The 18785-nt window shown below is 40.5% G+C and carries 15 protein-coding genes, 4 tRNA genes and 1 pseudogene; 19 read left to right on the top strand and 1 reads right to left on the bottom strand.

The window, feature by feature from the left end:
* The 13 genes and pseudogenes from AB1721_02840 to tmk form a co-directional block, all read left to right on the top strand.
* Positions 1 to 1412, top strand: a 1412-nt coding sequence (locus tag AB1721_02840; GenBank protein ID MEW5805630.1) for a class I tRNA ligase family protein, incomplete at its 5' end; no start/stop codon positions are given.
* 108 nt (positions 1413 to 1520) lie between these two features.
* Entirely contained in the window at positions 1521 to 2954 is a 1434-nt protein-coding gene (locus AB1721_02835; protein ID MEW5805629.1) for a lamin tail domain-containing protein, read from the top strand.
* 152 nt (positions 2955 to 3106) lie between these two features.
* Positions 3107 to 3178 (top strand) — tRNA-Met (locus AB1721_02830).
* A 384-nt stretch (positions 3179 to 3562) separates the two neighbouring features.
* Positions 3563 to 4588 carry a phenylalanine--tRNA ligase subunit alpha gene (locus AB1721_02825; protein MEW5805628.1) on the top strand — a complete coding sequence of 342 codons (1026 nt, stop codon included), beginning with the start codon at positions 3563 to 3565 and terminating at the stop codon, positions 4586 to 4588.
* Positions 4589 to 4665: 77 nt separating this feature from the next.
* Entirely contained in the window at positions 4666 to 6810 is a 2145-nt protein-coding gene (pheT, locus tag AB1721_02820) for a phenylalanine--tRNA ligase subunit beta (protein ID MEW5805627.1), read from the top strand.
* Between the two features lie 5 nt (positions 6811 to 6815).
* Positions 6816 to 6995, top strand: a pseudogene (locus AB1721_02815) (hypothetical protein).
* The gene (locus tag AB1721_02810; protein MEW5805626.1) at positions 6981 to 10466 is read left to right on the top strand and encodes a DNA gyrase subunit B; all 3486 of its coding nucleotides are present in this window, start codon (positions 6981 to 6983) and stop codon (positions 10464 to 10466) included. Before AB1721_02815 ends, AB1721_02810 begins: the two are co-directional and overlap by 15 nt.
* Before the next feature lie 98 nt (positions 10467 to 10564).
* Entirely contained in the window at positions 10565 to 11110 is a 546-nt protein-coding gene (locus AB1721_02805) for an inorganic diphosphatase (GenBank protein ID MEW5805625.1), read from the top strand.
* 374 nt (positions 11111 to 11484) lie between these two features.
* Complete coding sequence (secE, locus tag AB1721_02800) at positions 11485 to 11679, top strand: preprotein translocase subunit SecE (protein MEW5805624.1); 195 nt, start codon at positions 11485 to 11487, stop codon at positions 11677 to 11679.
* A gap of 116 nt (positions 11680 to 11795) precedes the next feature.
* Positions 11796 to 12341 carry a transcription termination/antitermination protein NusG gene (gene nusG, locus AB1721_02795; protein MEW5805623.1) on the top strand — a complete coding sequence of 182 codons (546 nt, stop codon included), beginning with the start codon at positions 11796 to 11798 and terminating at the stop codon, positions 12339 to 12341.
* A gap of 72 nt (positions 12342 to 12413) precedes the next feature.
* Positions 12414 to 12782 carry a four helix bundle protein gene (locus AB1721_02790; GenBank protein MEW5805622.1) on the top strand — a complete coding sequence of 123 codons (369 nt, stop codon included), beginning with the start codon at positions 12414 to 12416 and terminating at the stop codon, positions 12780 to 12782.
* 29 nt (positions 12783 to 12811) lie between these two features.
* Positions 12812 to 13234, top strand: coding sequence for a 50S ribosomal protein L11 (rplK, locus tag AB1721_02785; GenBank protein MEW5805621.1), 423 nt, complete (start codon positions 12812 to 12814; stop codon positions 13232 to 13234).
* 108 nt (positions 13235 to 13342) lie between these two features.
* Positions 13343 to 14002 carry a dTMP kinase gene (gene tmk, locus AB1721_02780; GenBank protein ID MEW5805620.1) on the top strand — a complete coding sequence of 220 codons (660 nt, stop codon included), beginning with the start codon at positions 13343 to 13345 and terminating at the stop codon, positions 14000 to 14002.
* A gap of 146 nt (positions 14003 to 14148) precedes the next feature.
* Here the strand turns inward: tmk and AB1721_02775 are convergent.
* A tRNA-Arg gene (locus tag AB1721_02775) sits at positions 14149 to 14220 on the bottom strand.
* An 86-nt stretch (positions 14221 to 14306) separates the two neighbouring features.
* On the opposite strand from AB1721_02775, the gene AB1721_02770 reads away from it, so the two are divergent.
* From AB1721_02770 to AB1721_02745, 6 genes are all read left to right on the top strand, one after another.
* Positions 14307 to 14993, top strand: a complete 687-nt coding sequence (locus AB1721_02770) for a hypothetical protein (protein ID MEW5805619.1) — start codon at positions 14307 to 14309, stop codon at positions 14991 to 14993.
* Positions 14979 to 15052: transfer RNA gene (locus AB1721_02765), tRNA-Ala, on the top strand. Before AB1721_02770 ends, AB1721_02765 begins: the two co-directional genes overlap by 15 nt.
* A gap of 92 nt (positions 15053 to 15144) precedes the next feature.
* Positions 15145 to 15999, top strand: a complete 855-nt coding sequence (locus AB1721_02760) for a hypothetical protein (protein ID MEW5805618.1) — start codon at positions 15145 to 15147, stop codon at positions 15997 to 15999.
* 5 nt (positions 16000 to 16004) lie between these two features.
* A tRNA-Ser gene (locus AB1721_02755) sits at positions 16005 to 16091 on the top strand.
* A gap of 172 nt (positions 16092 to 16263) precedes the next feature.
* Positions 16264 to 16791, top strand: coding sequence for a hypothetical protein (locus AB1721_02750; GenBank protein MEW5805617.1), 528 nt, complete (start codon positions 16264 to 16266; stop codon positions 16789 to 16791).
* Between the two features lie 200 nt (positions 16792 to 16991).
* Positions 16992 to 18680, top strand: coding sequence for a hypothetical protein (locus tag AB1721_02745; protein ID MEW5805616.1), 1689 nt, complete (start codon positions 16992 to 16994; stop codon positions 18678 to 18680).
* Positions 18681 to 18785 lie beyond the last annotated feature (105 nt).

Genomic DNA, 18785 nt, shown 5'->3' with positions numbered 1-18785 from the left:
CCGGACCGTTTGATCGAGTTTCCGCGGAAAAAGCTTCGGCCAAGATTGCTAATTTTATTGGCGCAAAAAAAGCGGTTTATTATAAATTAGAAGATTGGGTTTTTGACCGGCAAAGATATTGGGGGGAGCCGATACCGCTTGTATTCTGCGAACACTGTGCGGCAAGAATTAAGAATAAAGAATTAAGAATAAAGAATAAAGGATTTTCAAAAGGAGAAATTATGAACCCAGGCTGGGTGGCGTTATCTGAAAAAGACTTGCCTCTGACTTTGCCTGAAGTGAAATATTATGAGCCAACCGGCACCGGTGAGTCGCCTTTGGCCAATATTGATTCTTGGGTTCAAACTAAATGTCCGAAGTGCGGCGGTTCGGCGAACAGAGAAACTAATACTATGCCCGGTTGGGCTGGGTCATGCTGGTATTATTTGGCTTTTGCCTTGGGTAAAAAACAGCTTAACTTAAAAGCTAAAAACGCGAAAAAATTTTGGGACTGGAAAATCTTAAAGTATTGGTTTAACCCGGTTGCTCATCAAAAAAGCGGCGGAGTTGATTTTTATGTTGGCGGGATTGAACATGCAGCCAGGCATTTAATCTATGCCCGGTTTTGGCATAAGTTTTTATATGATTTAGGTTTAGTGCCAAATAAAGAGCCGTTTGTCAAATTGCTGAATCAGGGTTTAATTCTTGGCCCTGACAATGAAAAAATGTCTAAATCAAGAGGCAATGTAGTTAATCCTGATGAAGTAATAGAAAAGTACGGTGCTGATTCTTTGAGAATGTACGAGATGTTTATGGGCCCGTTAGAGATGCCTAAGCCCTGGGATACTAACGGCATCATCGGAGTTTATCGGTTTTTAAGCCGGGTTTGGCTGTTAGCTGAAGAGATGAGCAAGCGGCAACAAAACAAATCAGCCAAAGCAATAAACAAAAAAACTGAAAAATCAGTTAAACAGCTGTTGCATCAAACAATCAAAAAGGTGACCGAAGACATAGAGGCAATGCAGTTCAACACCGCAATTGCCGGCTTGATGGAGTTTTTGAATTCTTTAACAAGCAACAAAAACGAGCTCTCTAAAAAATCAACCGAGACTTATCTAAAAACTTTTATTTTGCTTTTGTATCCGTTTGCTCCGTACCTAAGCTCTGAAGTTTGGTCTAAGTTTTCTCGAGTCAGAATAGAGCTGCAGGCTTGGCCCAAATACAGCCGGGATTTGGTTAAAGCAGAAAAAATAGTTTATGCGGTTCAGGTTAACGGCAAGCTCCGCGACACCCTGACCGTGCCGGCAAGTTCAACTCAAGCTGAAGTAATCAAAAAAGCTTTAGCTTCGGACAAGGCGGCTAAATGGCTTGACAAAAGAAAAATCAAAAAAACAATCTTTGTCAAAGACAAAATAATCAATTTTGTAATCTGAAGCGGTGAATAACGAACTTATTGCGAATTTACGAATAAACGAACGGCAATAAATTATTATGAGTTTCTATAGATTTTATAGAGATAATCCGCGCATTTGTTTATTTGCATGAAGCAATTATTCATCGGCAAACACCTTTTTGGATTTGGCAATATCACTTTTGTTGTTGCCGGAGCTTTAATGGTTTTAAGTTTTGTTAGCTTGGTTGTTTTTAGCCCGAATTTTAGAGAGTTGTTAAATTCGCCGGTTAAACTTGAAAAAACTTTACCTTCAGAAACCGCTGTTGCCAATCCTGTGAATGAAGCTAATTCCAGCCCAGTCCGGTCTCAAGGCCTTTTAGCCAAAATTCTGCCTCAAGTTGATAGCCAAGCTAATTCAGATATTGTTTTCAATCAGAATCAGCCGGCTTCATCAGATTCAATCTTGGTCCTGCCGAGCTTGGCGCCATATTCTTTTGAACCAGCTGATCCAGAAGAAAAAACTCAAGCGCCTTTTGTTAAGGTTTTAATCTCTGAAGTTCTGTTTGGTCGCAAAGACAATTCTAAGTATGAATTTGTTGAGCTTTATAATCCGAATGATTTTTCTGTTGATTTAACTGGCTGGGAATTAAGAAAAAGAACCGAATCCGGCGCAGATTCGGTTTTGGTTTTTTCTCAAAAATTTTCCGGAGCGATTCCGAGTCGAGGATATTTTCTAATCTCTCATCCTGATGTTGCGGCCGGGTTGAGCGCTGATTTAGTTTGGTCTAGCGCTGGCTATTCTTTGGCAGAAAATAATGCGATTTACTTGTTTGATTCAGAAGCGCGGCTGGTGGATTTACTGGGTTGCGGCCAAGCGTTTGATTATGAGTCAATCAGCTGTTTGGCACCAGGGAAGGATTTAAGCGTTAGTCGAATCTCTGAAACAGACACCAATAATAATCAAAACGATTTTTCTGTTTCTTTTCCAACTCCGCAAAATTCTTTTCAAAACAACGGCTTTATTCAGCCCAATATCTACTCTGTTCATCCCTCTTCTTCTCCTGCGGCAATGAATCCAAGTCCGATTTTAGTTCCTTCCCCGAGCATTTTGCCTAGCCCGTCTTTAATTCTGTCTCCAAGCCCAATGCCAATCTTGTCGCCCTCGCCATTGCCGAGTCCAACGCCCATTTTGTCTATCGCCCCAACTCCTTCTCCGGCGCCAACAGAGTTAATGTCGGTTCAGATAATTGAAGTCCAGTTTGGTTTAGAGGGCAATGCCGATGCTGATTTTGTTAAGATGTATAATCCCAACTCGGCAGAGCTGGACCTGAAACCATACAAGCTTTTTAATAAAACCGCTAACGGCATCAGCTCCAGTCCAATTAAGTCTTGGTCAAGAGAAGGGGAAAACGGAATTATTTCGGCTCAAACATATTTTTACTGGGTTAATTCCGGGTATCAAGAAAAAATAGATGAATTAACCAACCTGGGCTTTAAAATTTTTACTACCACCGGCAAGTTGACTAAAGGGGTGGCGCTTGAAAAAGATGGAGTTATTGCGGTTGAGATTGACAATCTTTAAGGTGTTTTTATTTTGTATTATACTTGTTTATTCCTCCTTGTAAGCAGGCCCTTGGACGTTCTTTTTTCGTTGCCGGGGCCTGCCGAATAAAAATTCGGCCCCGTTTTTACGGGGCTTGCTCTTTTGGATTATTTTTTATATACTTTTCAAACAGCGGGGTAGAGAAATGGTATCTCGCCTGGCTCATAACCAGGAGATTGCAGGTTCAAATCCTGCCCCCGCAACATCTTAAAAGTGACAAAGCAAATTTATTTGTTTTGTTAGGCTTTAGAAGCCGGGGCGAAGCGCGAGTTGGCGCAGTAAGGCGAACGTCGTGAGGCCGAACCGCGATAATTCGCCGCCAGGCGAATTATCTATAGTCAAATCCCGTCTCCATAACTCTTCGACAAATCCAATACAATCCGAGTTGACAATTTTTAGTCTGGCTTTATAATTAAATTAATAAGATGAGCTTATTTTTCTTTAGCTTTAATTTTTCAAACTGTTATTGAACAGGCGAGTTTATTTTTAAAAAAGCGCCTGTTCAGGCGCTTTTTTAATTGCTGTTTTAATGTTAAAATAAGAATCAGGAGCTGCAAAATAAATAAGCAATTTTAAGAAACTTAATAATGAACTTAGACAACCTTAAAAAGCAAGCAGAAAGAGAGCTGGATAAAATCAAAGACCAAAATAGTTTGCAGTCTTGGAAGGTTAAATTTTTAAGCAGAAAATCCGAGTTATCTTTGTTTTTGCGAAGTTTGGCTAACAGACCCTTAAAACAGAGAAAGATTTTGGGGCCAAAAGCAAATCAGTTAAAAAAAGAGCTGGAAAGACAATATTTAGAGAAATCACTTGTCTTTAACCAAGGATTAAGCTCAAAACTTCAGTTTGATCTTAGTTTGCCCGGAATCAAACCGGAAATTGGCAGGCTCCATCCGGTTACTCAAGTAAAAAATGAACTTAATGACGCGTTTAAGTTTTTAGGCTTTGAGATTTATCAGGGCCCGGAGATTTCCAGCGAAGGTTATGAGTTTGACTATATGAATTTTCCCCCTGATCATCCGGCCCGAGAATCAATGGATACTTATTGGCTAAAACAGGCAATTCAGGAAAAGGGATTGAAAAAACTCTGTTTAAGGCCGCATTTAACCGGTTTAAGCGTTCGGTATATGCAAACTCACCGACCGCCGTTTCGGTTTGTTTATCCGGGCCGGGCTTTTCGAAACGAAGCCACTGATGCCGGGCACGAGCGCTGTTTTTACCAGTACGAAGCCCTGATTGTAAATCAAGATATTTCTTTAGCCGGCGGCAAGATTCTGGTGGAAACGATTTTAGAGCGGGTTTTTGGCAAGCAGGTTGAGATAAGAATGCGGCCGGGTTTTTTCCCGTTTGTTGAGCCCGGCTTTGAGATTGATATGAAATGCCTTAATTGTAAAGGCAAAGGCTGTTCAGTTTGTAAATGGGACGGTTGGGTAGAGATGATGCCTGGCGGCTTGCCCCATCCGAATGTTTTGCGCGCCGGCAAGATTGATCCGGATAAATGGCAGGGTTTTTATATTAATATTGGTCTGGACCGATTGGCAATGATGAGATATGGAATTAATGACATTCGGCTGATGCACTCCGCAGACCTGAGATTTTTAAACCAATTTTGAGTATCCGAATGGCCTTAACAAATAGGCGCATCCGAATGAGAAATTCTTTATAAATTAAAACTCTTTAATCATCTATTATGCTTTTAAGTCTTAATCTTTTAAAAAAATATTTGAATTTTCCCTCAACAATTGCGCCAGAGGAAGTTAAGTTAAGATTAACCAGCGCCACGGTTGAGGTGGAAAGGGCTTATCCGGTTAAAGGTAAAGCCCAAGGAGTAGTCGGTTTAGATGATTTTGTTTTTGAGATTGATAATAAATCCCTGACTAATCGGCCTGATCTTTGGTCTCATTATGGCGCGGCCAGGGAGTTGGCCGCGATCTTTGGTTTGAAACTAAAACTGCTTGGTTTAAAGCTCGATGGCTTTAGAAAACCGGAAAAGCCGGATTTAAAAATATCAATTGCTAACAAAACTGCTTGCCCCCGCTATCTGGCAGCTAAGATCGAGAATATTAAAATCGCCCAATCGCCGGCCTGGCTGAAAAAAGAGCTGGCTGCGGTTGGAATTCGGCCGATTAATAATTTGGTTGATATTACCAACTATGTTTTGATTGAGCTGGGCCAGCCGCTCCATGCTTTTGATTTTGAAAAAATCAAAAGCGCAAATTCTAAATTAGCAAATCCAAATAACAAACAAGCTTCAAAATCCAAAAACCAAAATCAAGCAGAGATTATTGTCCGCTTGGCAAAATCCCGGGAAAAGATTTTAACTCTTGATGGAGTTGGGAGAGATCTCGACAAAAATATATTAGTGATTGCCAATAGGGGAAAACCGGTGGCTCTGGCTGGAATTATGGGCGGAGAAGAGACCGGCGTGACCGGGCAAACCCAATCAATTATCCTTGAGAGCGCCAACTTTAATCCGATGGTTATCAGGCGCGGCTCCCAAATTTTAGATTTAAAAACTGAAAGCTCAATCAGATTTGAAAAAGGGCTTCATCCTTATTTGGCTGAATTAGGCTTGAAGCGGGCATTAGAATTAATCAAACAGCTTCAGCCTCAAGCTAAAATTATTGAGATTAGCGGCAAAGACTTTTTTGTTTTCAAGCCTAACATTATTAAAACCAGCTATACATTTATCGGGAAAAAAATCGGCCAGGAGTTTCGCCAGCAAGAGATTGATCAGCCCCTGAAAAAACTTGGTTTTGGAGTAAAGCGATTAAAAAACCAAGAGCTTGAGGTTAGTGTCCCTTGGTGGCGTTCGACCGGCGACATCTCTGCTTCAGAGGATATTATTGAAGAGGCGGCAAGAATCTATGGTTATGATAACCTTCAGGGAAAAACTGAAAGGGTTGATCTGGAAAAAGCTAAATATCAGTTAGAGTTTGATCTGGAGAGCAAAATTAAAAATTACTTATCTTTGGCTTGCGGCATGACCGAGGTGTTTAATTATCCTTGGGCAGAGGAGAAGATCTTAAACCGATTGGGCTTTAAAAATCGCTTGTTAGAACTGGCCCATCCGCCAACTGAAGAAACCCGGTTTCTCCAGCCGAGCTTAATTCCCAATTTGATAAAAAATATTGAAACTAATTTAAGGTTTTTTGACCAGTTTAAAATTTTTGAATTAACCAGAGTTTTTCAACCCGGCCAGGGCGAATTTGACGGCCAGGACAATCTGCCCAAACAGCCGAAAATGCTTGCGGGCGCTTTGGCCGGGAATAAAGAGCCGGACTTGTTTTTGTTGGCTAAAGGCATAACTGAACAGCTGCTGGAGATTTCTGGACAGACCGGATTTAACTTTAGCCAAAATAAAGAGATAGAATTTCTTGAATCCGGGAAAAGTTTAATGGTTAAATTAAAAGCCAAGCCAATCGGTTATCTGGGCCAATTAAAAATCGGGCTTTGCCGCGAACTGGGTTTGGGCAACAGGCAAATTGTTTTATTTGAGTTTGACTTTAGCCAGTTGGTTGGAGAAAGAGGATTTATTGTTCCGCCAAAATATCAATTCTTGCCGGCTTATCCGGCGATAACCCGCGACCTAACCGTGGTTTTAAACCAACAAATCAACTGGCAGGAAATTCTGGACTCTTTGGCAAATATTGATAAGCTGGTTAAAAAAATTAAATTTTTAGGCATTTATAATTTGCCTGATAATAAAAAATCAGTTTCTTTCCGAGTGGTTTACCAATCAGAAAAGCGGACCTTAATCAGCGAGGAAGCGGAGAAATCGGAAAAGAAGATTATCAAACAATTAAAAGACAGATTTAAAGCTGAATTGAAATAATTATTATGGCAAAAAAACTAACAAAAAAAACAAAATCAGAACCAAAATCCGGCTCATATACTGCCAAAGACATTTATGTTTTAGAGGGGCTGGAACCGGTCAGGAAAAGGCCGGGAATGTATATTGGCTCAACCGGAATTGACGGCCTGCATCACTTAATCTGGGAGGTCGTGGACAATAGTTTGACTTACGAAACACCGGTATTGATTGAAGAAGGCGGTCGGGTAGTTTTGAAAAAGATCGGAGAAATTATTGATTCAGCAATAGAGAAAAATCCCAAAGCAGTAAACAGGGGCGGGACAATGGAAACTTTGAGGTCTGGTTTTAATATTAAAGCTTTAAGCTTTGACCCTCTAAGCCTAAAACTTTCTTGGCGGCCCGTCTCTAGTTTAATCCGTCACCGAGTTAATAGCAAAATCTATGAAATTACCCTGCAAAATAATCGCAAAGTTCAGATTACTCCTTATCATTCGCTTTTTACCCTAAAAAACGGAGCGGTTGTTCCAATCAAAGGAGCTGATTTGGGGAAAGGGGATTATGTTGTTGTGCCAAAGAATTTTATTGAACCGGAAAAATATTTAACCGAGATTAACCTTTTTCAAGAATTGCTAAAACTGTCTGCTTCGGAAACCGGGTCAATTTTTCTCTATGGAGTTAAAAAGATTTTGACTAATGAGTTCAAGCCATTAATAAAAAAATTCTGCCAAGAAAATAGTCTTGAAAATAAATCAACCAATCGGAGCTGGTCAAATATTCTCTATGACTTTAAGCGATATGATTACTTGCCGTTTAATTTTGTCCGTTCTTTATCCAGAGAGGAGCAAATCAAATTCAGCGGTTGTTTTTTGGGCGACAAAAGAAACGATGCTTTTAAGATAAAACCGGTTATTCCGGTTAATAAAGATTTAATTGAGCTTCTTGGAATTTATGCCGCTGAAGGGACAAATATTAGCGGCAAGACAAACCGGATTGTTTTTAGTTTTGGCGCCCACGAAACAGAGTTAATTAATTATACTATTGAGTTAATTAAAAAAGTTTTTAGCTATAAGGCAAAGTCGCATTATGCCCATGAAAGCGCCGTAACTTTACAGATAGATTCCTTGCTGATAAGCCTTGTTTTCAGCAAAGTATTTAAGACCGGCGATAACAGCCACAAAAAAGATGTTCCCTGGTTAATCTTTAATCTGGGCCCGGAGCTAAGAGCAAGATATTTGATTGCTTATCTGGCCGGCGATGGCTATCCTTCAAAAAAATTCACCCGGTGTTTAATCAATAATATCGGGCCCAACGACAATGACAAGGCCAAATTTTCCGCTGCTTCAGCAAGTCAGGAATTAATTGATGGCTTGAGCTATCTTTTATTTTCTTTGGGGAAGACATTTTCAATTACAGAAATTAATAAAGTAAGAAAGGAGAGCATTGAGCTTAATTATAAGAGCAGAACAAGAAGAGCAGATTTTAACCGCCGACTCTATTCAAAAAGGATTGATTTTTACTGGCAGACCAGCGCTTCTTATATTAATAATTTCCCCTATCAGGAAGTTGCCCAAGAATGTCTTGACGGCCCGACTCACTGGGCATTTAGTAGTGGGCAAGGCGGCATCTCGACAACTAAAGTTTTTCAATTATTAAAGCAAAACAAAATTATTCTTTTGTCCCCGGCGGAAAGATTCGTTTATTCCGATTTAGGAGTTCTTAGAGTCGTTAAAATCAAAGAAATCAGTTATCAGCGCCCTTGGGTTTATGACCTTTCGATTCCCGGGAGTGAAAACTTTATCGGTGGTTTTGCCCCGGTGATGGTGCATAATTCACTTGACGAAGCGCTCGCTGGCTATGCTCATAATGTTGAGATTCGGCTTTTGCCAGAGAATCAGGTTTTTGTTAAAGACGATGGCCGGGGCATTCCGGTGGAAAAACACCCCCAGACTAAAAAATCAACTTTGGAAACCGTGATGTGCACTTTGCATGCCGGCGGCAAGTTCGGCGGCGAATCTTATAAAATCTCCGGAGGCTTGCACGGAGTGGGCGTTTCTGTGGTTAATGCTTTATCAAAATATTTGAAAGTCGAGGTTTGTCGGGATAATTTTCTTTGGACCCAAGAATATCAGCGGGGTAAGCCCAAAGCCGGAGTCAAAAAAACCGGCAGATGCAACCAAACCGGCACGACCGTGGTTTTTGAGCCGGATCCAGAAGTGTTTCCGGAGATAAAGTTTGATTTTAAAAAAGTGATTGATCATTTGCGGGAGCAGGCTTATCTTCAGTCCGGAACCAGGATTAATCTTACTGACGAGAGGAGTCCGGAAGCGTCGCCGGAAAAATACAGTTTTTATTTTGAAGGCGGGATTGTTTCTTTGCTTCGCTATTTAATTGGCAGCCAGAAGCTGCTTCATGAGAATATTTTTTATGTAGAAAAAGAGATTGATTCAATGGAGATTGAGGTTGCGCTTGGCTATGTTAATGACGTCCAGTCTTTAGAAGTTTCTTTTGCCAACAATATCCGGACCGGAGAAGGCGGGATGCATCTGACCGGGTTTCGGGCTGCCTTGACCCGGGCGATTAATGATTACGCCAAAGCAGAAAAACTGAACGGCGAAAATGGATTCACCGGCGACGATGTCCGGGAGGGCTTGATGGCAATTATCTCGGTTAAATTAAGAGAGCCGCAGTTTGAAGGCCAGACTAAAGCCAAATTAGGCAATCCCGAAGCTCGGTCTGCGGTTGAGGCAGTTATCGGTCCGGCCTTAAAAGAGTTTTTAGAGAAAAATCGCGATGATGCCAAGGCAATTATTGAAAAAGCCGGTTTAGCCGCCAGAGCCAGATTGGCTGCCAAAGCCGCCAAAGAGTCGGTTTTGAGAAAGGGGGTTTTAGAGGGCGCTTCTTTGCCGGGCAAGTTAGCTGATTGTCAATCAAAAAATCCTGAAGAATCAGAGTTGTTTATTGTTGAAGGACAGTCAGCTGGGGGTTCGGCCAAGGAGGGCCGGGACAGAAGAATCCAGGCGATTCTGCCTTTGCGCGGCAAGCCGCTTAATGTGGAAAAAGTCAGAATGGAAAAAATGCTGACTAATGAAGAGATAAAATCTTTAATTGTTGCTTTGGGCACTGCTATTGCCCAAGAATTTAATCTGTCCAAGCTTCGCTATCACAAAGTTGTGATTATGACCGATGCCGATGTTGACGGCGCCCATATTAAGACTTTACTTTTAACTTTATTTTTCCGCTATTTCCAACCGGTGATTGAAAACGGTTATCTATACATTGCCCAGCCGCCTTTATACCGCTTGCAAAAAGGCAGGCTGGTTGAATACGCTTATTCCGATGAAGAAAGGGATAAGATTATTAAGGAATTACAAAGCCAAAAATCAAAAGCTAAAGATGAGATTCAAAGACCAGGGACAGAGGAAATTCAAGAAATAGAAACAGAAGGAGAAGTGGTCAAAGGCATCTCGATCCAGCGCTACAAGGGTTTAGGAGAGATGAATCCGGAGCAGCTTTGGGAAACCACCATGGATCCGGAAAAACGAATGATTAAAAAAGTCACGATTGAAGACGCGATTGAGGCAGATAAGCTTTTTGATTCTTTGATGGGCAGCGAAGTTTTGCCAAGGAAAAAGTTTATTCAGTCTCAAGCCAGTTTCGTTAAAGAAATAGATGTCTAATGTTGGCTGACAATCACTAACTAATAACAAACAACTGATCAGAGATTGATTTTGAAAAACATCTTTGATATTATAACCAGCCAATATAAATTTTTAACATGTTTCAGGATTTTGAAAAAATCACTGCTGGAGAAAAAGCGCCCGAAATAGTTAATGCTTTGATTGAGATTCCTCGCGGCAGCAATAACAAGTATGAGCTGGATAAAAAGCTCGGGGTGCTGCGTTTAGACCGGGCTTTGTATTCTTCGGTTTTCTGCCCGATTGATTATGGTTTTATCCCCCAGACTTTATCTCAAGACGGCGATCCTTTGGATATTTTGGTTTTGGGCAGTGAACCGGTTGTGCCCGGCTGTTTGGTTGAAGCCCGGCCGATTGGCTTGTTAAATATGATTGATTCGGGACGTTGGGACCACAAAGTTTTAGCTGTTCAAGAACATAATCCTCGCTGGCAAAAAATCAGAACTTTGAACGAAGTGAAGGAGCTCAACCCCCATTTATTGGAAGAGATTAAGCACTACTTTAAAGTTTACAAAGAGCTTCAAGGCAAAAAAGTTGAGGTTAAGGATTGGGAAAACTCTGATTCAGCCCAAAAAGAGATTTTGGCCTCAATGAAAAGGTATCAGGAAAACCATAAGATTAAATAGGGAATAAGGAATTATGAATTATGAATAAAACCCCTGACTTAATGTCAGGGGTTTTGGTTATAGGTCCACAGTAACTTCGATAACGTGATTCCACCCTATTCTGCCAAGATCCTTAACTTTTATGACCCCGGTGGTTCTACCTAAGTAGAGTTGCTTAGTCTCCTTGGGGTTTGGGGATTCTTCCCAGATCTTGGCATTTTCTGGAATTTTTAGTTGGTCACCCCTTTTTGGTTAAAGTATCATTTGACAATAGTTAGATTTTTGGTATATTTTTAATAAGGCCGTGAGGCCTTTTTATAAACCCCAAGATTACGAAAGTACGAATAATTACAAATATACAAATTTTGGGAAATAATGATTATAATTAAAAGAATATGAGATTTTTTCACTCAATTAAAAATTATCTTCAGGAAACCAGAACCGAGATTAAAAAAGTTTCCTGGCCAACCAAGCAAGAAACTATCAGGTATGTGATTATTATTATTATCTTTTCCGGAATTGTTGCCGCTTTTCTTGGCTTGTTTGATTTCGGCTTCCTTCAATTAGTTGAACAGATTATTATAAGATAAGTTAACCAACTCAACGAATAACGAATCCTCGCAAATAAACGAATATACGAATCAGAAATTTTTATCAGTCAATAGGAATTAGTATATTTGTATAGATTAGTAAATTAGTAGTCATTATGGCGAAACAGCAGCTTCCCCAAGAAAAAAACTGGTATGTGATTCATACCTATTCCGGCTATGAAGACGCCGTGGCCAGAAACCTGGAGCAGAGAATCGCTTCTTTTAATATGGGGGACAAGATTTTTAATGTTTTGGTGCCAAAGGTTGAAAAGGTCAAAATCAAGGCGGGCAAAAAAAACATTGTTGAGGAAAAGCTTTACCCCGGCTATGTGTTTGTGGAAATGATTGTCACCGACGATTCTTGGTATGTGGTTAGAAACACGCCCCAGGTAACCGGCTTTGTTGGTTCGGGCATTACCCCGATCCCGGTTGATAAAGCCGAGATGGACAATATCTTGAAGCAGATTGAAGCCGGCGAACCAGAGTTTGTTATGGATGCCGAACCCGGAGACCTAGTCAGGGTTGTTGATGGCCCGTTTAAAGACCAAGAAGGCAAATTAAGCGAGGTAGATAAAGAAAAAGGCAAGGTTAAGGTGATGGTCTCTATGTTTGGCCGGGAAACTCCGGTCGAGCTGGATTTTTTACAAATTAAGAAGCTGTGATTAGTAATTAGTAATCAGTAATCAGTAATCAGTAATTAGTAATTAGTGATCAGTGATCAGTAAGTGGTAATAATGCCTATAGGATTAGAAAATTTAGAGATTTATCAATTAGCAAAGAATCTAGAAATAGAAGTTTATAAAATAACACAAGGATTTCCCAAAGATGAAAAATATAGAAGCGTTGATCAACTGAGAAGATCGTCATCGGCAGTCGCTAATAATATAGCTGAAGCATACTCAAAGCGGAGCATAAAAAATAAAACACATATCCTTAGAAATATTGCCATAGCTGAAGCCGAAGAAACAAAAGGAAATTTGAGTTGCTGTTGGGAAAAGGGCTTTGTCAAGAAAGAAGAAATTGCTATAATAGTCGAACAGTATACTGTGCTGATGAAAAGAATTTATGGTTATATAAAGTATTTATCGAAAACAGATAACTGATTACAGATAACTAATCACTGAATAAATCTATGAAGCAGGTTAAAACAAAACTTAAACTTCAGATTCCGGCCGGCAAAGCGACGCCGGCGCCGCCTTTGGGTCCGGCTCTGGGCCAGCACGGGGTTAATATTGGCGATTTTGTCAATAAATTCAATGCCGCCACCCAAGATCGTGGCAATGAGATTGTCCCGGTGGTGATTACAATCTATGAAGACCGGAGCTTTGATTTTATTATGAAAACTCCGCCGGCTTCGGATCTGTTAAGAAAAGCAGTTGGCGCGGAAAAGGGTTCGGGCGTGCCGAACAAGAAAAAAGTTGGCAAAATCAGCCAAAAGCAGTTGGCCGAAATTGCCGAGAAAAAAATGGAAGACTTGAATGCCAGAGATCTGGACCAAGCAAAAAAAATCATTGCCGGCACTGCCAGAAGCATGGGAATTGAGATTATAGATTAAATCAAAAATCTTCGCCAAAGGCGAATCCGCCTCTGGCGGAAAATCTCAAAAATTAACCCGGTCATTTGACAGGCTGTTCTATCGAATAATTGAAGCAATTGAGGCAAAATGGCAAAGAAAAAAGCAGAGATTCTTTTAAAGTCCAACCCCTATCCCGGGTTGTTTATTGACATCGAGGGTTTAGATGGTTCCGGAGCAACCACCCAAGCTAATTTGCTAAGAGAGCTGTTTAAAAAATCCGTTAAAAAAGTTTTTATCACTAAAGAACCAACTGATAATATTATTGGCGGCTTAATCAGAGGAGCGCTAACCGGGATTCACCAATTGTCTCCAGCAGGCCTTCAGTTGCTTTTTGTTGCTGACCGGATACATCATTTAGACAGAGAAATTGCGCCAATCTTAAAAAATAGCAGCATTTTAATCTCTGACCGGTATTTATGGTCAACAGTTGCCTTTGGTTCTATTAATGTTGACAAAAATTGGCTGTTAGGCCTGCACCGATATTGTTTTCTGCCGGATATTACGATTTTGTTAAAAGTTTCTCCCAAGGAATGTTTTAAAAGAATCAGCCAAGAAAGATTTGAGCTCCAGCTTTTTGAAAAAGAAAAGCAAAAAAAGCAAGTTTGGCAGACTTATCAATGGCTGGCAAAAAAATTTCCCAAACATATTTATATTGTTGATGGTGAACAAAAACCGGAAAAAGTTTCAGAGAATATTTTTAAAATTGTCTCAAAACATCCCAAAGCGAAAAAACTTTTAAAGCGGTAGAATAAAATTCAGGCGGCTCGCAGAGCCGTTTTTTACTGCCCCAAGATTAATTTAGAATCTAAAATTTAAAAATATTTTTTGAATTTCAGTAATTTTGAATTTATTTGGAAATTAGAAATTGGGAATTGGAGATTTAATTAACATAGTCCCCCCGGGAAGAATCGAACTCCCAGCTTGTCCTTAGGACGGACCTGTTTTATCCATTAAACTACGGGGGGCAAGTTTATTATAGCTTAAAACCGCTTATTTTTTAACTGAACTGACAACTTGAACATTGACAACTTCAAGATTACAATAAAATTAAATGGTCCAAGCTGAACTAAAAAAGCAGGTGGTTAAGCTGCGGCGCCAAGGCAAAACTTATACCGAGATCTGCCAGATACTCAAAAAAGAAATCCCTAAAAGCACTTTATCTTATTGGTGCCAAGGCATTGCTTTGCCCAAGGAATATTATCGGAAAATCAAGCAGATTGCCAGCCAGAACCGGTTGGCCGCGCTTGAGGCAAATAAAAAAAGGCGCCAGGAATATCTAAACTCGCTTTTTAGAAACAACTTATTCTCCAAAGCTCTGTTAAGAAACAATCAGGTTGCTAAGCTGGCTTTGATAGTTCTTTATTTTTCCCAAGGCAGTTTGAGCCGGCGCAGCTCCTTGATGTTAAGCAGTTCTAATCCGAAGATAATTAGTTTATTTTTAAAGCTCTTAAACCAGTCTTATCAGATAGACAAAACCAAATTTAGGGTGACAATTTTTTGCCGGGCTGACCAAAGCGCGAAAAAGCTGGAGCTGTTTTGGGGCCGGCTGACTAAAATTCCCAAAACCCAGTTTTACAAAACCCAAAAAGATCCGAGAACAAAAAATATCTCTTCAAGAAAAAACAACTACAAAGGCACTTGTAAAACAGAGTACTTTTCAGCTGAAGTTTACAATGATATAATGGCAGGCATTCAGGTGATTGACCAAGAATTTCTTGGCAACGGGCCTATGGTATAGTGGTAACACGCATCCATGGCATGGATGAGTCCGGGGTTCGACTCCCCGTAGGTCCACCACATTGAATTAGTCGCCTCGCTCGGGGCTTAGTGTGATAATGAGCTGTTAAAACAGAAGGACAATCAAAGCTTAGAAAAAATAAAATTGTCAGATGGATTTAGCCCTAGAAGAAAGCTTGGAAAATTTTTGTATCAGTCAGCTACAGTCAGCTGAATCAACTCATCAGGTTTTGGACGAGTTTTTTTCCGTGCCGCGCCCGGATTCCCTGAATATTTTAAAAGCCGCTTCTGGCCATTCTCTTGGAGCTAAGCTTTGCTTGGCCAGCGCTTTAGCAACGGGCATTAACTTTGTTTTGGAGAAAAGGGTTTTTGGCAATGATAATGAAAAAACCCAGTTTAAAGTGGCTGATTTTTACCAACTGATGCTGCCGTTCCATTTTGAAGGCAAAACTAACCAGTCAGCGCCTTATGATCAGGGCTGGCGAGTGATTACTAAAACCAGCGAAGCTTATTATCATGCGGCGATTGCTTTTTTAAAACTTTTTGATTTAAAAGGGCAAGCTTTGGTTGATTTTCCTTCAGTTGAATGGCTGTTTGAACAAATGGGCAATAAAAAAGCAGGGATTATTTTATCAGTTAATAATCGCTTTACTTTAGAGCAGTTGTTTGAAAATAAGGGAGTTGATTATTCCGGGTCAGGGCCTAAAGTTTTGCTTGACGGCCAATATCAGGATTTTGACGCTGGCACTCATGTTGTCTCTGTTTTTGGCAAAGAGGATAACAAGGTAATTTTAGCTGACCCGTTTTATCCGGTTAAGCATTTTAAGTCCTGCGTTTTCAAGGTTAAAACTAAAGTTTTGGACTCTTATCTGCGTCAGCCAGCCCAAGGAATTGTTTTTTCAAAAACAGAGTTTAATTTTCCCAGCCAGCATTTAAGACCGATTTATATTCCCGAGCAAGTTGAAAAAGAAATTGGTAGAATAAGAACAGAATTAAAATTAAGTTAAACTTTGGAGGGTTGGCAGAATTGGCAATTGCGCGGCTCTCGAAAAGCCGTGGGCGAAAGCCCTTACAGGTTCGAGTCCTGTACCCTCCGCCAGTTAGGAAATGAAGTCATTGCTAAACAGGACAAGCCATCAGCAGGCAAGTGATTAGTCATTTATAAAAGGAATTATCATTTAAAACTTTAGCTTGGAGTAAAACTGCGCCACCTCTATTGACGCAGGAATGTTTTTATGCTATTATTAAAGAAATTAAATTATAAAGACCTTATGAAAACTAAACAGATTTTAATCGCTTTTTTTATCTTGACAGCTTTTAGCTTGGTGCCGTTTTCTGTCGAGGCCAAAAAGGGCGGAAAAACAGTTGAAGAGGCAATTGCTTTAAAAAGGGCGGAGAAATTGAATAAACAAAGAGAAAGGGAGTTGAGGCTACAGTGGAAAGCAGAATATTTCCAAACTAAAAGAGCTTATCAGAACCAGGAAAAAGCCCTTTGCAATAAAGAATCTGATTTCAAGCAAAATAAAGAACGTTGTCAGGAATTAGCTAAAATCAATAATTTTCTTGGTCATGGGGCTGAACGGATGGAAGAGATTAGAAATCGGGTTAATACTTTGAGCGAAAAGGCCAATGCTTATGCCAAGCAAGAAATTATGGGCAAAGATAATTGGGGAAACTGGTACTATAATGCTCAAAAAGACGTTGGTCGGTATGTACCGTTTGATGGCAGCGCCCAAAATTATCCTCCTCATGGAGCTAATGTTTATTGGATGCAAACCAGTTGGTGGAAAAACCGATAACTGCTTATCGGTTTTTCCGATTCCGAGCGTAGGCGAGGAAATCGCCGTTATGTAACCAAAGGTTGCATCGGCGATAGGTGGAAAAACCGATAACTGCTTATCGGTTTTTCCGATTCTCCGGAACGAGAATTTAAGCCCCCTATACCTTCTTGACCGGGTAGTTAAAATATGGTATAATAAGTTATTATTGACTTATAAAAATGAAAAAAATTTATCAAAAAATCAAACAGCTTTTCAACTCTAAAATCAGCTTGTTTGTTCTCTCTGGGATTGTGCTGGGTTTATTGGTTGTTCCGCTATCTGCTCTAGGTTATTCCTATCATGCCAATGGCTCGGCTTTTGGCCCAATGCCCAAAGCCGGAGAACTGCGTTTGTTTTATAGCACTTATGGCGCAGGATTTGGCACAACCATTAAATTAACCCGAGACGGGGTTAACATCAAAACCCTTTCTCTTTCTGGAGACAAAAAGATTATTGATACTGGTTTAGATGTTTATCAAGGCGATCAAGTTGGGATTTATATTGAAGATGTTGACGGTCCAGTAGTTGGTTGGGACGATCTCAAGTCTGGTAATCGATGCGGCAGCGGTTTGCCTAATGGCAATGGCGGTTATTATGCGATTATAGATGTTTCCAATCAAGTAAACTGGGTGAATAATAACCTAGAAGGCGAACCAGTGATTTCTTGGCAGTGTTGGGGCGATTCTCCTGAATGGTCCGGAGATTTAGATTTTAATGATTTTTTCATTGCTTTTTCTTATGTTCCTCCATCAATTCAGCCTCCAACAGTTGATATTAAAGCTAACGGTTCTGATGGTCCGGTTAGCTTAACCGCTCCAGCTGATTATACTTTGTCTTGGACCAGCGCCAATGCTGAAACTTGTTCTGCTTCTGGCTCTTGGTCTGGTTCAAAAGCAATTAACGGTTCAGAGTCAAGAAATAATGTTTCTCAAGGCAGTTATACTTACACGATTACTTGCTCCAATTCAGTTGGTTCTGCTACTGATTCGGTAACTGTTAATGTTAGCTCCCAGATCGTTTATCCGACTGTTGATTTAAAGATTAACGGTCAGGATGGCGCGATTACTTTGACCGCTCCGGCTTATTACACTTTATCCTGGACCAGCACTAATGCTAATATTTGTTCTGCTGGCAATGCCTGGTTTGGTTCAAAGGGTTTGTCTGGTTCAGAGTCAAGAAATAATGTTGGCGTCGGTACCTATGTTTATACAATTACTTGCTCAAATAGTTATGGTTCAGCGTCTGATTCGGTGACTGCTTATGTGATTCAAGAATCTGTGCCAGTAACTTTGTCTATCAGTAAATTGGCCCGAGATCCGGCAATTACCACTTCAATTAATTATTATGAAAACCTTTATATGATTCCGGGCCGGGAAGTGGAATTTTCTCTGGCAATTACTGCTTATGGCGCCAGCTCGGCTGAGAATGTTTATCTGCGCGACAGTTTGCCCGCGGGTTTAGTTTATATTTCTGGTAGCACCACCATAGATGGAGTGGCGGCGCCAGACGGAATTATTTCCTCAGCTGGGATTTATTTGGGCAATCTTTTACCCAACCAGACTAAAACAGTTAAGTTTCGGGCCAGACTGGAACCAAATGCTTTTTTCACCCAGAGCTTGACCCAGTTAGTTAATACTGGTTATGGTTCTGGCAATAACGCCTCCCAGGTTTCTGACACTGCCAATGTTTGGGTGGTCAAGCAAGGCCAGGTTTTGGGTGCCGCAGCAGTTGATACCGGCGCTGATGTCAGCGCAATCACTGCTTTGATTACTGGAATTGCCGGCGCCTTGTCGCTTTCTGGATTTCAGCTGGGCAGACGGGTTTACTGGAAAAAGAAAATTATGCTGGCCAGAGAACAAGCTAATTAAGCCGGGCTGGCAGTTAATCCCTAAAATCTCTCCTGTTTAAAACCGGAGAGATTTTAGTTTTCTTAATTAAGGAAGTGAGACTTTATTAGATTTTAAAATCTATTT

The organism is Patescibacteria group bacterium (assembly GCA_040753135.1).
Classification (GTDB): domain Bacteria; phylum Patescibacteriota; class Minisyncoccia; order UBA6257; family Brennerbacteraceae; genus JBFMGR01.
The sequence above is the reverse complement of the archived record's forward strand: the minus strand, read 5'-3'. Positions and strand labels throughout refer to the sequence as shown.